The organism is Modestobacter versicolor (assembly GCF_014195485.1).
Lineage (GTDB): Bacteria > Actinomycetota > Actinomycetes > Mycobacteriales > Geodermatophilaceae > Modestobacter > Modestobacter versicolor.
This window is the reverse complement of the sequence record NZ_JACIBU010000001.1, coordinates 2156434-2171072: the sequence shown is the minus strand read 5'-3', so window position 1 is coordinate 2171072 and position 14639 is coordinate 2156434. Positions and strand designations below refer to the sequence as shown.

13 protein-coding genes are annotated in these 14639 nt (G+C 75.1%); 4 read left to right on the top strand and 9 right to left on the bottom strand.

The features are described from left to right. The first annotated feature begins 45 nt into the window (after window positions 1–45). Entirely contained in the window at window positions 46–1506 is a 1461-nt protein-coding gene (locus tag FHX36_RS10600) for a hypothetical protein (protein ID WP_183513718.1), read from the top strand. Window positions 1507–1564: 58 nt separating this feature from the next. On the opposite strand, the gene FHX36_RS10595 is transcribed toward FHX36_RS10600, so the two are convergent. The 3 genes from FHX36_RS10595 to FHX36_RS10585 form a co-directional block, all read right to left on the bottom strand. Beyond that, window positions 1565–3958 carry an ATP-binding cassette domain-containing protein gene (locus FHX36_RS10595; RefSeq protein ID WP_110552651.1) on the bottom strand — a complete coding sequence of 798 codons (2394 nt, stop codon included), beginning with the start codon at window positions 3956–3958 and terminating at the stop codon, window positions 1565–1567. A gap of 67 nt (window positions 3959–4025) precedes the next feature. After that, window positions 4026–4436, bottom strand: a complete 411-nt coding sequence (locus tag FHX36_RS10590; protein ID WP_181428802.1) for a VOC family protein — start codon at window positions 4434–4436, stop codon at window positions 4026–4028. A 5-nt stretch (window positions 4437–4441) separates the two neighbouring features. Then, a complete protein-coding gene (locus FHX36_RS10585; protein WP_110552653.1) occupies window positions 4442–4891 on the bottom strand; it encodes a helix-turn-helix transcriptional regulator in 450 nt (149 codons plus the stop codon). A 199-nt stretch (window positions 4892–5090) separates the two neighbouring features. Between FHX36_RS10585 and FHX36_RS10580 the strand changes: the two genes are divergently transcribed. Both FHX36_RS10580 and FHX36_RS10575 read left to right on the top strand, forming a co-directional pair. Beyond that, window positions 5091–6020 (top strand): ABC transporter ATP-binding protein, encoded by a 930-nt coding sequence (locus FHX36_RS10580; RefSeq protein ID WP_110552652.1) that lies wholly within the window; start codon window positions 5091–5093, stop codon window positions 6018–6020. After that, complete coding sequence (locus FHX36_RS10575) at window positions 6017–6838, top strand: ABC-2 transporter permease (protein ID WP_110552649.1); 822 nt, start codon at window positions 6017–6019, stop codon at window positions 6836–6838. The genes FHX36_RS10580 and FHX36_RS10575 overlap by 4 nt, the downstream gene beginning before the upstream one ends. Before the next feature lie 130 nt (window positions 6839–6968). Here FHX36_RS10575 and FHX36_RS10570 read toward each other — a convergent pair whose 3' ends face one another. Next, the gene (locus FHX36_RS10570; RefSeq protein ID WP_110552648.1) at window positions 6969–7469 is read right to left on the bottom strand and encodes a DinB family protein; all 501 of its coding nucleotides are present in this window, start codon (window positions 7467–7469) and stop codon (window positions 6969–6971) included. Window positions 7470–7537: 68 nt separating this feature from the next. Here FHX36_RS10570 and FHX36_RS23920 point away from each other — a divergent pair, with 68 nt between their 5' ends. Then, a complete protein-coding gene (locus tag FHX36_RS23920; RefSeq protein ID WP_146251621.1) occupies window positions 7538–8368 on the top strand; it encodes a CPBP family intramembrane glutamic endopeptidase in 831 nt (276 codons plus the stop codon). On the opposite strand, the gene FHX36_RS10560 is transcribed toward FHX36_RS23920, so the two are convergent. The 5 genes from FHX36_RS10560 to FHX36_RS10540 form a co-directional block, all read right to left on the bottom strand. After that, complete coding sequence (locus tag FHX36_RS10560; RefSeq protein ID WP_110552646.1) at window positions 8268–8894, bottom strand: TetR/AcrR family transcriptional regulator; 627 nt, start codon at window positions 8892–8894, stop codon at window positions 8268–8270. The genes FHX36_RS23920 and FHX36_RS10560 overlap by 101 nt on opposite strands. Further along, entirely contained in the window at window positions 8891–11017 is a 2127-nt protein-coding gene (locus tag FHX36_RS10555) for a glycoside hydrolase family 3 protein (RefSeq protein ID WP_110552645.1), read from the bottom strand. The genes FHX36_RS10560 and FHX36_RS10555 overlap by 4 nt, the downstream gene beginning before the upstream one ends. A gap of 74 nt (window positions 11018–11091) precedes the next feature. Beyond that, window positions 11092–12585, bottom strand: coding sequence for a phytoene desaturase family protein (locus FHX36_RS10550; protein WP_183513717.1), 1494 nt, complete (start codon window positions 12583–12585; stop codon window positions 11092–11094). Window positions 12586–12686: 101 nt separating this feature from the next. Next, a complete protein-coding gene (locus FHX36_RS10545; RefSeq protein ID WP_110554363.1) occupies window positions 12687–13712 on the bottom strand; it encodes an ABC transporter permease subunit in 1026 nt (341 codons plus the stop codon). Beyond that, entirely contained in the window at window positions 13709–14623 is a 915-nt protein-coding gene (locus FHX36_RS10540) for an ABC transporter ATP-binding protein (protein ID WP_110554364.1), read from the bottom strand. The genes FHX36_RS10545 and FHX36_RS10540 overlap by 4 nt, the downstream gene beginning before the upstream one ends. Window positions 14624–14639 lie beyond the last annotated feature (16 nt).

Sequence of the window (14639 nt, the reverse complement as noted above, 5' to 3'; positions counted from 1 at the left end):
GGACCTCAGCCGCCTGCGCCACCCCGGTCGGGCAGGATCGACCGGGTGAGTGACCAGGGCGAGAACGAGCAGCGCGGCGTCGTCTTCCCGGCGGGTCCGGACGGGCGGCGCAGCACCGCGGCGGTCGGGCGGGCGGTGGTCGCCGATGCGCTGCGGCCGGTCGACCGGCCCGGCGCTCTCGCCGCCGAGCAGGAGACCAACTGGCGCACCGGGTACCTGGCGCACGTGCGCCGCACGGTCGAGGCCGGCCTGGCCTCCCGCGAGGCGGCGCTGCAGGTCGCCGGAGCCGGGCTGGACTCGCTGCACTCCCGCATGCGGGTGGCCGGGCCGGACGCCGACGCGCCCCTGGACGTCCTCCGCACCCGCCCCGCCGCCCGGGCGCTGCGCACCGTCGAGCTCGCCGGCGAGGCCGAACCCGAGCGGGAGCTGTCGGTGCCCTACCGGGGGCAGCGGCTGCGCGGTGACGCGCTGCACCGCCGGCTGGTCGCCTGGGTCGACGCCGGGGTGGTCGAGCCGAGCTGCGCCGACGCGGTGCGCACCGTCGCCGACCACCCCGAGTGGCTGGCCCTGCCCGACCGCACGGTCGCCGTGCTCGGTGCCGGCGCGGAGATGGGGCCGCTGACCGCGCTGCTGCGCTGGGGCGCCCGGGTCGCCGCCGTCGACCTGCCGCGGCCGGCGCTGTGGCAGCGGGTGCGCGACACCGCCCGCCGCGGCGCGGGCACGCTGCTGGTCCCGGTGGCCGCCGACGAGCAGGAGGGCGCAGACCTGGTCGCCGAGGTGCCCGAGGTCGCCGACTGGCTGACCGGGCTGCCGGGCGCCCTGACCCTCGGCAACTACGTCTACGCCGACGGCGCCACCAACGTGCGGGTCTCGGTCGCGGTCGACGCGCTCACCCTCCGGGTCGCCGCGGCGCGCCCGGAGCTGGCGCTGGGCTTCCTGGCCACCCCGACCGACGTGTTCGTCGTCCCGGGCGAGGCCGTCGACTTCTCGGTGGCCGCCTACGCCCAGCGCTCGGCCGCGGCCAAGCTGCTCGGCCGCCCGCTGCGCACCCTCTCCGGCGGGCGGCTGCTGCGCCGGGCGTACGTGCCCGGCTCCGACCCGGGGATCAACGACAGCCTGGTGCCGCAGCAGGGCCCGAACTACGCCCTGGCCAAGCGGCTGCAGCGCTGGCGGGCGGCGGTCGCCCGGGCCGCCGGCACGACGGTCTCGATGAACGTCGCGCCGCCCACCCGCACCCGCTCGGTGGTGAAGAACCGCGCGCTGGCCGCGGCCTACGCCGGCGCGCACCGGTTCGGCGTCGAGGTGTTCGAGCCGGCGACGTCGAACGTGCTGATGGCCGCGCTGCTGGTGCACGACCTGCACACCGGCGGCGGGCCGGCGCACCCGCACCCGTGGCAGGACGAGGCGTACGCGGCTGCCCACGGCGGTCTCTGGCGCACGCCCTACGCCCCGCGCAGCGCCCTCGGGCTGGCCGCCGTGCTCGGGCTGGGTGCCGCGCGCGGCTGACCGTGCGACCCCGCGGACGGGGACCCCGGCACCAGGTGCCGGGGTCCCCGGGGCGCGGTCAGGCGCCGACGTAGTCCGCGAGGTGCTGACCGGTCAGCGTGGAGCGCGCGGCGACGAGGTCGGCCGGCGTGCCCTCGAAGACGATCCGGCCGCCGTCGTGGCCGGCACCAGGGCCCAGGTCGATGATCCAGTCGGCGTGCGCCATGACGGCCTGGTGGTGCTCGATCACGATGACCGACTTGCCGGACTCGACGAGCCGGTCGAGCAGGCCGAGCAGGTTCTCCACGTCGGCCAGGTGCAGGCCGGTGGTCGGCTCGTCGAGCACGTAGACCCCGCCCTTGTCCGCCATCCGGGTGGCCAGCTTCAGCCGCTGCCGCTCGCCGCCGGACAGCGTGGTGAGCGGCTGCCCGATGGCCAGGTAGCCGAGGCCGACGTCGGCGAGCCGGGCCAGGACGGCGTGCGCGGCGGGCGTCTTCGCCTCCCCGCTGCCGAAGAAGTCCTCGGCCTCGGTGACCGGCATCGCGAGCACCTCGGCGATGTCGCGGCCGCCCAGCGTGTACTCCAGCACCGAGGCCTGGAACCGCTTGCCGCCGCACTCCTCGCAGGGTGACTCGACGGTGGCCATGACGCCGAGCTCGGTGTAGATGACGCCGGCGCCGTTGCAGGTGGGGCAGGCGCCCTCGGAGTTGGAGCTGAACAGCGCCGGCTTCACGCCGTTGGCCTTGGCGAACGCCTTGCGGATCGGGTCCAGCAGACCGGTGTAGGTCGCCGGGTTGCTCCGCCGCGAGCCGCGGATCGCGCCCTGGTCGACCACCACCACGCCCTCCCGGGACGCGACCGAGCCGTGCACCAGCGAGCTCTTCCCCGACCCGGCCACCCCGGTGAGGACGACCAGCACGCCGAGCGGGATGTCGACGTCGACGGAGCGCAGGTTGTGGGTGTCGGCGCCGCGCACCTCGAAGGCGCCGGTGGAGGTGCGCACCGAGGGCTTGAGCGACACCCGGTGGTCGAGGTGGCGCCCGGTGAGCGTGCCGCTGGCCCGCAGGCCCTCGACGGTGCCCTGGTAGACGACCTCGCCGCCGCCGGTGCCCGCGCCGGGGCCGAGGTCGACCACGTGGTCGGCGATGGCGATCGTCTCCGGCTTGTGCTCCACGACGAGCACGGTGTTGCCCTTGTCCCGCAGCTGCAGGAGCAGGTCGTTCATCCGCTCGATGTCGTGCGGGTGCAGGCCGATGGTCGGCTCGTCGAAGACGTAGGTGACGTCGGTGAGCGAGGACCCCAGGTGCCGGATCATCTTCGTGCGCTGGGCCTCGCCACCGGACAGCGTGCCGGCCGGCCGGTCGAGCGAGAGGTAGCCCAGCCCGATGCTGGTGAACGAGTCGAGCAGGTGCCGCAGCCCGGTGAGCAGCGGGGCCACCGACGGCTCGTCGATCGTGCGGACCCAGCCGGCGAGGTCGCTGATCTGCATGGCGCAGAGGTCGGCGATGTTCTGCCCCCCGATCCGCGACGACCGCGCCTCGGCGGTGAGCCGGGTGCCCGCGCACTCCGGGCAGGTCTGGAAGGTGATCACCCGCTCCACGAAGGCGCGGATGTGCGGCTGCATCGCGTCGACGTCCTTGGAGAGCATCGACTTCTGGATCTTGGGGATGACGCCCTCGTAGGTGAGGTTGATGCCCTCCACCTTGATCTTCGTCGGTTCCTTGTAGAGGAGGTCGTCCAGCTCCTTCTTGCTGTAGGCCTTGATCGGCTTGTCCATGTCGAAGCCGGCGCCGCTGAAGATCCGGCCGTACCAGCCGTCCATGCTGTAGCCCGGGACGCTCAGCGCCCCTTCGGCCAGCGACTTCTCCTCGTCGTACAGCGCGGTGAGGTCGAAGTCGGAGACCGCGCCCATGCCCTCGCAGCGCGGGCACATGCCGCCCATGTAGACGACGTCGCGCACCACGGCCTTGTCGACCCGGCCGCCGGCCTTCTCGGTGCTCATCACCCCGCTCGCCTTGCGCGTCGGGACGTTGAAGGAGAACGCCGTCGGCGGGCCGATGTGCGGCGTGCCGAGCCGGCTGAACAGGATGCGCAGCATCGCGTTCGCGTCGGTGGCCGTGCCCACGGTGGACCGCGGGTTGGCGCCCATCCGCTCCTGGTCGACCAGGATCGCCGTCGTCAGGCCCTCGAGCAGGTCGACGTCGGGCCGGGCCAGCGTCGGCATGAAGCCCTGCACGAACGCGCTGTAGGTCTCGTTGATCATCCGCTGCGACTCGGCGGCGATCGTGTCGAAGACCAGCGAGCTCTTGCCCGACCCGGAGACCCCGGTGAACACGGTCAGCCGCCGCTTGGGGATCTCGACGCTGACGTCCTTGAGGTTGTTCTCGCGCGCGCCGAGCACGCGGATCAGGTCGTGGCTGTCGGCGGCGTGCCGCTCGGCTGCCGGGGTGTCGGTCCGCGTGGCCGTGCTCATCGGGTCTCTGTCCTCCGGGGGCGGGTGGTGGGTCCGGTCACCGGGTGGTCACCGACGGGTCAGCGGGTCAGCGCAGCTCCTGCAGCCGGATCATGTTGCCCGCCGGGTCGCGGAAGGCGCAGTCGCGGACGCCGTAGGGCTGCTCGGTGGGCTCCTGGACGACCTCGGCGTCGCCGGCCTGCAGCTTGCCGAAGGTGGCGTCGAGGTCGCGGGTGGCCAGGTTGACGCCGAAGAAGCTGCCCTTGGCCATCAGCTCGAGGATGGTGCGCTGCTCCTCCTCGGTGAGGCCGGGGCTGGCGGTCGGCGGGTGCAGCACGATGGCCGTGTCCGGCTGGGCGGGCGGGCCGACGGTGATCCAGCGCATCCCCTCGTAGCCGACGTCGAGGCGGACCTCGAAGCCGAGGGTGTCGCGGTAGAACGCCAGGGAGGCCTCGGGGTCGGTGTGCGGGAGGAAGCTGGAGTGGATGGTGATGTCCATGGCGATCACGCTAGGGACGGCGCGGGGGCCGGCGCTTCTCGATTCCTGACCGGTCGGGTGACCTGCTTCGCGACGCACGAGGGCATCCCCGCCGTCGCCCGGCCCTGCTCGCGGCGGTAGACGCTCGGCGGCATCCCGACCAGCTCGGTGAAGCGGGTGCTGAAGGTGCCCAGCGACTGGCAGCCGACCGCGAAGCAGACCTCGGTGACGCTGAGGTCGCCCCGGCGCAGCAGCGCCATCGCCCGCTCGATCCGCCGGGTCATCAGGTAGGAGTACGGCGACTCGCCGAAGGCCGCCCGGAACTCCCGGCTCAGGTGCCCGGCCGACATGTGCGCACCGCGGGCCAGCGCCTCGACGTCCAGCGGCTGGGCGTACTCCCGGTCGATCCGGTCGCGGACGCGGCGCAGCCGGACGAGGTCGCGCAGCCGCTGCTCCTCGACGGGTCTGCTGGTCACCTGCGCGATCGTGCCACGGCCCACCGACATCGACGGCCGTTCCGTGCGTCCCTCGGGGACCGCTCAGGGGTCGCTGAGGGGATGCCCCCAGAGACCGCTCAGGGTCGGGTTCAGGGCGCTCCCCGATGTGCCGGGCAACCGTCGTCGACAGGCTCCTCGGCATGGACACCACACCTCCCCAGCAGGCCCGGTGGACGCGATGATCGTCGCCCGCGGGCTCACCAAGACCTACGGCCCGAAGGTCGCCGTCGACGGCCTGAGCTTCACCGTCGAGCCCGGCCGGGTCACCGGCTTCCTCGGCCCGAACGGCGCCGGCAAGTCGACGACGATGCGGATGATGGTCGGCCTGGACCGGCCCACCGCCGGCACGGTCACGATCAACGGCCGCAGCTACGCCGACTCCGCGGCACCGCTGCGCACCGTCGGCGCGCTGCTCGAGGCCCGGGCGCTGCACCCGGGGCGCAGTGCCCGCAACCACCTGCGCTGGCTGGCGGCCAGCAACGGCATCCCGGTCCGCCGGGTCGACGAGGTGCTCGACCTGGTCGGGCTCACCGACGTCGCCGACCAGCGGGTCGGCCGGTTCTCCCTGGGCATGGGGCAGCGGCTGGGCATCGCCGTCGCGCTGCTCGGCGACCCGCCGGTCGTCGTCCTGGACGAGCCGGTCAACGGGCTGGACCCCGAGGGCATCCGCTGGGTGCGCACGCTGGCCCGCGAGCTGGCCTCGCAGGGCCGCACGGTGCTCGTCTCCAGCCACCTGATGTCGGAGATGGCGCTGACCGCGGACCACCTGATCGTGGTCGGCCGCGGCCGGATGCTCGCCGACTGCTCGATGGCCCAGTTCATCGCCGACCACGCGGCCTCCTACGTCCGGGTCCGCGCCCCGCGCACCGCCGAGGTGGAGGCGCTGCTGCGCAGCCGCGGTCTGGACGTCGACCGGCAGGGCAGCGAGCTGCGGGTGCAGGGGCTCGACAGCGCCGGCATCGGCGACCTGCTCGGCGGCGCCGGGCTCCACCTGCACGAGCTCAGCCTCGTCCGGTCCTCGCTCGAGGACGCCTTCATGACCCTCACCGCCGACAGCGTGGAGTACTCCGCGCACCCGGTCGCCCAGGAAGCGCAGGCAGCCCGATGATCGACACCGTCGTCCTCGACCCGAACCGGAACGTGCCCCGCGTCCGCGAGCACCCCCGCTTCGGCGCCACGCTGCACGCCGAGTGGATCAAGTTCTGGACCGTCCGCTCCACCCGCTGGTCGCTCGGGCTGCTGTTCCTGCTCGGCGCCGGCCTGACCACGCTGATCTGCTGGGCCGCCGTCGGCGACATCGCCACGGGCGAGACCGGCGAGTCACCCGCCTCCTTCCTGACCTGGGGGCTGCTGTTCTCCCAGCTGACCGCGCTCGCGCTCGGCACGCTGGTGGTCACCAGCGAGTACGGCACCGGGATGATCCGGGCGACGCTGGCGGCCGTGCCCCGCCGCGGCAGCGTGCTGCTGGACAAGGCGGTCGTGCTCGGCGGGGTGCTGTTCGTGGCCGGCGTCGTCACCGCGGTCGCCGGCTACCTGGGCGGCAACCTGTTCCTCGAGAACGAGGGCGTCGGGGTGGCGCTGTCGGACGACGGCGTCCTGCGGGCGCTGCTCGGCAACGGGCTGTACCTGGCCGGCCTCGGGCTCTTCGCCCTCGGGCTGGGGCTGCTCATCCGGCACACCGCCGCGGCGATCACCATCGGGATGGCCCTGGTCCTGGTCCTCGGCAACCTGGCCTACGCGCTGCCCGGCACCTGGGGCGAGTGGGTGGCCAAGCTGATGCCGGGCAACGCCGGCGGGACGGTGGCGCAGATCGTCCCGTTCGAGGGCAGCGGGTTCACCCCGTGGACCGGCTTCGCGGTCTTCACCGCCGAGACGGTCGTCGTGCTGGGTGCCGCCTACGTCACCTTCCGCCGCCGCGACGCCTGAACGACGTCACCGCAGACCGGTCCGGCGACCAGGGTCGCCGGACCGGTCTCTCGTGGCCCCCTCCCGGGTCCCGCCCCGAGCTCGCGAGTGGTGGGGGGCAGGGGGGTCCTTCTGCGGCTCGGCGGGTCCTTCAACCGCCGAGCTGGTCGGCTGTCCGGCCGTCGATCTGCTCGCGGATCACGTCGGCGTGGCCGGCATGCCGGGCGTGCTCCTCGACCAGGTGCAGCAGCACCCAGCGGACGGAGAACTCCGCGCTGTCCGGCTGCCGGCACGGGGCGCCGAGGTCGGGGACGCCCGCGACCACCTCCGCGGTCTCCTCGGCCGCCGCCGCGAAGCCGGCCAGCAGCTCCTCGACGGTGTCACCGGGCTGCAGCTGCCACTCCGCGTCCCAGTCCTCGACCGGCCAGAGGCCCTCCGGCCGGTCGGCGATCGCAGCGACGACCCAGCGGCGCTCCACCGCGGTCACGTGCTTGAGCAGCGCGGCCAGCGACATGCTGCTGGCCGTCGGCGTACTCCGTGCCTGCTCCTCGGTGAGCCCGGACACGGCGGCCCGCAGGCCCTGCCGCTGGACGTCGAGGAAGCGGAGCAGCTGGGTGGCCTCGTCGGGCGTGGACTCGGGGAAGACCGGCATGCGGTGATGGTGCAGCGCCCCACCGACGGTCTGGACGTCGGCGTCCGCGTCGCGAGATGCTCCCGGCCGTGCGCAGCCGCCTGCTGGAGATGGCCGGACGCCGCCCGCTGACCCTCGCCGTGGCCGTCACGCTGCTCTGGCACCTGGTGCTGTTCGCCGTCGAGGACCTGCTGCCCCCGCTGGCCCCCGGCTGGTTCCCCGACCTGGGCGCCGCGGTGGTGAACGTCGTGCTGGCGGCGCTGACGCTGGCGGTCATCGGCGGGCTGGGGTGGTGGCGCGAGGCGGCCCTCGCCTGGCGGTGGCCCGACCGCTCCTGGTGGCTGCTGCTCCCGCTGCTGGCCGAGGGGCTGCTGCACCTGGTCGACGGGCTCACCGGCTCGCGGACGGCGCTGGCCGGCGCGGCGGTGACCATGCTGGCCGTCGGGGTCGCCGAGGAGTCGCTCAGCCGCGGCCTGGTCCAGCGGCTGCTCAGCCCGGTCGGACCCGGCCGGGCCGCGGTCGGCGTCGGCGTGCTCTTCGGTCTCGGCCACCTGCTCAGCGGTCTGTGGTTCGGCCGCCCGCTCGACGACGTCGCGTTCCAGGTGGTGAACACCGCGGCGTTCGGCTTCTGCCTGGCCGCGGTGCGCTGGCACGTCGGCACGATCTGGCCGCTGGCCGGGCTGCACGCGCTGGTGAACTTCTCCAGCATCAACAGCCCGGGCGCGCTGCCCGACGTCGTCCAGGTGCTGGTCGTCGTGCTGCTGGTGGCCTACGGCTGGTGGCTCCTCCGGCTGCTCGACCGCCGGGGTGGCCCGGGGCTCACGGTCGGGGGAGGAGCCGCTGCACCGCCCGGTCCCACTCGGCCACGAGGTCGACGTCGTCCGGCGCGCGCAGCCACTGCTCCTCCAGACCGCCCATGACGGCGAGCAGCTGGCGCGCGGTCGACGCCGGGTGCTCGACGTGGCCGGTGCAGAGCCGGGTGAAGGTCTGCAGCACCCGGGCGTCGCGCTCGCGGAAGTACTCGTGCGCCGGGTGGCCGGCGTAGAGCGACTCGGTGCGCAGCATCGAGTACAGCCGGACGATCTCCGGCTGGGTGGTGTTGCGGGCGACCACCGCGTGCAGCACCGCCACCATCGCCTCGACCGAGGAGCCGTCGAGGTCGTCCAGCCCGGCGCCCAGCTCCCCGGCGACCGCCGCGGCGTCGCGCCGGTCGCGGTCCTGGAGCAGGGCGACCAGCAGCCCGTCCTTGGAGCCGACGTGGTGCAGCAGCCCGGCGACGGTGAGCCCGCAGGCGTCGGCCACGGCCTGCACGCTGAACCCGTAGAAGCCGCGCTGGCCGACGATGCGGGTGGCCTCGTCGAGGATCTGCCGGCGCCGCTCCTCAGGGGTGCGGCGGCTGCCCGGTCCGCGGGGGCGGGGGGTGCGCGCCCCGGGGAGCGCGGTCACCCGAGCCGCAGGACGGCGGCCTGCGGGTCGTGGGCGTGCGCGCCGACCTCCAGCTCCACGGCGGCGACGTCGGGCAGCACCCGCTCCCGCCGGTCAGCGTCCCAGCGGGCGAGTGCGAGCAGGCTGACCGGCACGGTCACCTCGACCGCGGCGCCGGCGGGCACGGCCACCGGGGCGAACCCGACCAGCACCTGCTCCTGGCCGGCCCGGCCGTAGACCTGCACCACGTGCCGGCCGTCCCGGTCGCCGGTGTTGGTCACCGTCGCGGTCACGCCCGCGCCGGTCCAGGCCGCGTCGCCGGTGGTGAACGACGTGTAGGACAGCCCGAAGCCGTGCGGGTACGCCGCCTCGACGCCGAGCCGGTCGAGCAGCCGCTGACCGTGCCAGCGGTCGTAGGTGATCGCGGTGGCGTCGCGGTCGAAGGCGGGCAGGTGCTCCTCGCTGGTCGGCACGGAGAACGGCAGCCGGCCGGCGGGCTCCGCGGCACCGGTGAGCACGTCGGCGAGCGCGGCGCCGCCCTCCATCCCGGCGTACCACATCAGCAGGACGGCGGGCACCTCGTGCCGCCACGCCTCGGTGAGGACCGGGCCCGAGGCGACCACCGCGACGACGGTGCGCGGGTTGGCCGCCGCGGTCGCCCGGATGACCTCCTCGTCGACCGGCCGCAGCCGCAGCGACGCGCGGTCGCCGCCGAAGCCCTCGCCGGCGGTCATCACCACGTCGGTGCCGGTGGCGCGGACGCCGTCCGGCCGGGGCGGGTAGAGGGCCAGCAGCGCCGGGTCCTCCATGGTGTCCGCGCCGACGTACTCGCCCTCGTCCTCGGCGGTGAAGCCGGCCACCACGACCGCCACGTCGGCCTGCCCGGCCGCCTCGGCCGCCGCCGCGGGGTCGTCGTCGGTGACCAGCACGACGCGGGCACCGGGGAACGCGGCGGTGATCCCGTCGAGCGGGGTGCTGCTGCTCGGCGCCCGGACGTCGGAGGAGCCGTGGTCGCCCATGTTGCCCGCCGTCGCCAGCCGGCCGATGACGGCGATCGAGGTGACCGCAGCGGGGTCCAGCGGCAGCACCGGCGCGCCGTCGACCGGGTCGTTGGACAGCAGCACCATCGCCCGGGCGGCCACCGTGCGCGCCAGGGCGCGCGCCTCGTCGTCGGCCATCAGCTCGGGCCCGAACGGGCCCTGCGCGCGGGCGGCGTAGGAGCGCAGCTGCACGGCGATCATGCGCAGGCCGGAGCGCTCGACCGACGCCCAGGAGGCGGTGCCGTCCTCCAGCTGACCGGCCAGGAACCGGGCGCGCTGCTGGCGGAAGGGCTCCTCGAGGTCCAGTCCGGCCTCCAGGGCGGCACCGCCGTCGCGCAGGCCCCAGATGAAGTCGCTGACCGTGATGCCGTCCCAGCCCCACTGGTCGCGCAGCACCTCGGTGAGCAGGTACCGGTTCTGCCCGGCCCACTCGCCGTTGACCGAGTTGTAGGCCGACATGACAGCGGCCACGCCCTCGTCGACGGTGCGCTTGAAGTGCGGCAGGTAGACGTCGTGCAGGGCGCCCTCGTCGATGGCCACGTCGACCCGGAAGCGGGCGTTCTCCATCGAGTTGAGCGCGTAGTGCTTGGCGCAGGCCATCACGTACCGCTGGGTGCCGCGCACCAGGGCGGCGCCCATCTCGCCGAGGTGGTGCGGGTCGTCGCCGTAGGTCTCCTGCGCGCGGCCCCAGGCCGGGTGGCGCAGCAGGTTGATGCAGACGCCGCCGAAGAAGTTGCCGCCCTGCGCGCGCACCTCGCGGCCGATGACCTCGCCGACCCGCTCCTCGAGCTCGGGGTCCCAGGTGGCGCCGCGGGCCATCGACACCGGGAAGGCCGTGCCGTTCCCGGAGACGCAGCCGCGCGGGCCGTCGACGAACCGGGTCCCCGGGATGCCCAGCCGCTCGACGGCGCCGTGCGGGATCGGCTCGGTGTTGTAGCCGCCGGTGAGCATCGCCAGGAAGCCCTCCCAGAACGGGGTGTCGCCGTCCAGCAGGCCCAGCCGTTCCTCGGGGGTGAGCTGGTCGTAGAGCCGCCGGGCCTCCTGGTGCACGTCGGCACCACCCCGGACGGCGGTGACGGCGTCGTCGAACGGCGTGCTGCTCACGGTTCCCCCTCGGTGCGCTGCCTACCTAGTGGTCGGTAGGTAACGGCGACCCTAACGAGCGCCGGCGGTCGGCGTCAGGCGGGGCCGACGAGCCCGGCGACGATCTCGGCCGAGAGGGTGACCAGGGGCAGCCCGCCGCCGGGGTGCGCCGAGCCGCCGACCAGGAACAGCCCCGGGAGCGGCGAGGCGTTCGCCGGGCGGAGGAAGGCCGCGCGGGCGCCGTTGCTCGAGGTGCCGTAGATGGAGCCGCCCGGGCTCGCGGTCTCCCGCTCCAGGTCGGCGGGGGTGCGCACCACCCGCCAGCGCACCCGGTCGCGCACGTCCAGCCCGCGCTCGGCCAGCGTCGCGAGCACCCGGTCGGCGGTGGCGTCGGCCAGCCCGGGGGCGGTCCAGTCGACCCCGCCGTCCGGCTCGTGCCGGGGCGCGTTGACCAGCACGAACCAGGACTCGCTGCCCGCGTCCGGCCGGGTCGCCGGGTCGTCGGGGGCGCTGACGTAGACGGTGGGGTCGGCCACCGGCCGCTTCGGCCCCCGCCGCCCGAACAGCGCGTCGAACTCGGCGTCGTAGTCGGCGGGGAAGAGCACCGTGTGGTGGGCCAGGCCCGGCGTGCGGCCGGTCAGCGCCAGCAGCAGCACCAGCCCGGACGACGACGGCGTGACCCGGCGCAGGGCGGCACGCACCCGGCGCACCGGCGCGTGCCGGGGGAGCAGCCGGCCGTAGAGCGCCGCGGCGTCGGCGTTGCAGACCACGACGTCGGCGCGCACGGTCTCGCCGTCGGCCAGCCGCACGCCGGTCGCCCGGCCGCCCTCCACCAGCACCTCGGTCACCGCGGTGCCGCACCGGAGCACCGCGCCGCGCTCGGCTGCCCGGTCGGCCACCGCCTCGGGCAGCCGGCGCAGCCCGCCGCGCACGTACCAGGAGCCGAACGCCTGCTCGACCCACGGCACGGTCAGCAGGGCGGCGGGCGCGCGGCGCGGGTCGGAGCCGGAGTAGGTGGCGTAGCGGTCCAGCAGCACCCGCAGCCGCGGGTCGGTCAGGTACTGGCTGCCCAGCCCGCGCAGCGTCCGGCCCGGGGCGATCGTGCGCAGGTCGGCGGTCTGCCGGGCCAGCCGGGCGAGGGTGGCCACCCCGGCCAGCGGCGAGCGGAGGAACGGCTGCTCGGTGGCCCGCCACATCGCCTCGGCCCGGCCGAGCAGCGCCGACCACTGCGCACCGGTGCCGGCGCCCAGGTCGTCGTCCAGCGTGGCCGGGATGGCGTCGAGCCGGCCCGGCAGCGCCGTCGTCGTCCCGTCGGCGAACCGGTAGGCGACCGCCGGGTCCAGCCGCTGCAGGTCCAGCACCGCGTGCAGCGGGTCGCCGGTCGCGGCGAAGAGGTCCTCGAAGACCTGCGGCAGGGTCACCAGGCTCGGGCCGGTGTCGAAGCCGTGGCCGTCGCGGGCGTACCAGCCGAGCTTGCCGCCGACCTGCGGGGCCTGCTCGAGCACGGTGACCGCGTGCCCGGCGGCGGCCAGCCGGGCAGCGGCCGCCAGCCCACCGAGGCCGGCGCCGACGACGACGACCCGGGCCACGCCGCCCACGGTAACCACCGGGCGCCGCGCGTCCGCCGGTGTGCGCCGATCGCGGTGTCCCGGCCGGGGTCACCGCGATCAGCGCACAGAGGCGGCGGCGGTCAGTGCAGGTCGCGCCGGCTGAACAGCAGCACCCCGAGCCCGACGACCGCGGCGGTGACCACGGTCAGGTACACCGCCGCCTGCCCGTGGCCCAGCAGGTACTCGACCACGCCGGTGGGCGAGCCCCCCGGCGGCACCCGCTCGTCGGTCCAGCTCAGCTCCAGCCCGTCGGGGAGCACCAGGGCGGCCGCGTTGTTGGTGAGCAGCCAGGGCTGCCAGGCAGGCCGGAGCCCCCGCACGGCGGTCTCGACGATCACCACGTAGACGAAGGCGACGCCGGTCGCGGCGCCGGTGTTGCGCAGCAGGTTGGTCAGCCCGAACCCGAGCAGCCCGGCGAACACGGTCAGCAGCACCCCGCGGCCCTGGCCGGCCACGAGCTCGGACCAGAAGCCCCCGGGCGGGGCGAGGCCGTCGCCGGCGACCGCCTGCAGGAGCCCGGCCATGCCCAGCCACAGCACCTGCAGGAGCAGCCCCACGAGCGCCGAGGCGACCGCGGTGACCACCAGCTTGGCGGCCATGACGCGGGGGCGGCGGGTCTCCCAGAACAGCAGGGCGACCATCGACCGGGTCGACCACTCCGCGCCCACGAACGTGGCGCCCACCAGGAAGGCCAGCGCCGCCCCGACCGCCGCGACCGAGACCACGCCGTCGTCGGTGTCGGAGACGAACGAGTACGGCGCCGGCTGCAGGAAGATCGACACCGGGGTGTTCTGCTCGTCGGCCGGCTCGCCGCAGTACTCGTCGACGGGGACGTCGCTGGGCCGGCCGGGGTCGGCCACGCACTGCTGCCGGTAGGCGTTGCTGCTCTCGATCGACTCCTGCTGCTGGGCCTGCGCGGCGGCCAGCGCCTCCGGCGTGGGGGACTGGAAGGCCAGCAGCCCGATCACCAGGGCGCCAGCCCAGCCGAGCAGGGTGAGCAGCAGCAGCACCCGGAGGAACCGCCGGGCCAGGAAGCGGTGCGCCTCGGCCCGGAGCAGGCCGGTGAACCGCCCCGCCGGGACGGTGGGGGCCAGCGCGGCGCTCATGCCGGGTCCGCCGTCAGGGCCAGGAACGCGCTCTCCAGGTCCGCCGCCACCGGCGTCAGCTCCTCCAGGTAGTGGCCGTGCTCGGCGAGCACCCGGGTCACCCGGCCCGGGGCGCCACCGGCGGCGACCAGCAGGCCGTCGTCGGTCGAGCTGACCCGGAAGCCGGCCGCGGTGAGCACCGCGGCGGCCGCGGCGCGGTCGGGCACCCGCACCCGGACGTCGCCGGAGGAGCGCCCGGCCAGCACCTCGCGGACCGGCCCGGAGGCGATGCAGCGCCCCCGCGCCATGATCGAGACGTGGTCGGCGACCTGCTCGATCTCGGCCAGCAGGTGGGAGCTGAGCAGCACGGTGGTCGAGCCGTCGGCGCCGAGCCGGCGGATCAGCTCGCGGACGTCCTTGATGCCGGCGGGGTCCAGGCCGTTGCTCGGCTCGTCGAGCACCAGCAGCCGGGGGTGCTTCAGCAGCGCGGCGGCGATGCCCAGCCGCTGCTTCATGCCGAGCGAGTAGCCCTTGAACCGGTCGTCGGCCCGCTCCCGCAGGTCGACGACCTCCAGCGCCTCCTCGACCCGGGTGCCGGGCAGCCCCGCGGTCTCGGCGAGCAGCCGGAGGTTGCGCCGGCCGGAGAAGCCCGGGAAGAAGAGCGGCGTCTCCACCAGGGCGCCGACGCTCCCGACCACCTGCGGCAGGCCGGCCGGCACGGGGCGGTCGAGCAGCCGGACGTCGCCGGAGTCGGCGCGCACCAGGCCGAGCAGCACCCGGATCGTCGTCGTCTTGCCCGATCCGTTGGGGCCGAGGAAGCCGTGCACGCCACCGGACTCCACGAGCAGGTGCAGGTCGTCGAGCGCCTTCTGCGGTGGCTTGCCCCGCCGCCGGTAGCTCTTGCTCACCGCGTGCATCTCGACGGCCGGCACCGGGGCCTCCAGGTTG

Excerpts from the sequence above, each read along its gene's own strand:
- FHX36_RS10595 (WP_110552651.1), bottom strand. The coding sequence starts at position 3,958 with ATGAGCACGGCCACGCGGACCGACACCCCGGCAGCCGAGCGGCACGCC.
- FHX36_RS10590 (WP_181428802.1), bottom strand. The coding sequence starts at position 4,436 with ATGGACATCACCATCCACTCCAGCTTCCTCCCGCACACCGACCCCGAG.
- FHX36_RS10580 (WP_110552652.1), top strand. The coding sequence starts at position 5,091 with ATGATCGTCGCCCGCGGGCTCACCAAGACCTACGGCCCGAAGGTCGCC.
- FHX36_RS10575 (WP_110552649.1), top strand. The coding sequence starts at position 6,017 with ATGATCGACACCGTCGTCCTCGACCCGAACCGGAACGTGCCCCGCGTC.
- FHX36_RS10570 (WP_110552648.1), bottom strand. The coding sequence starts at position 7,469 with ATGCCGGTCTTCCCCGAGTCCACGCCCGACGAGGCCACCCAGCTGCTC.
- FHX36_RS10545 (WP_110554363.1), bottom strand. The coding sequence starts at position 13,712 with ATGAGCGCCGCGCTGGCCCCCACCGTCCCGGCGGGGCGGTTCACCGGC.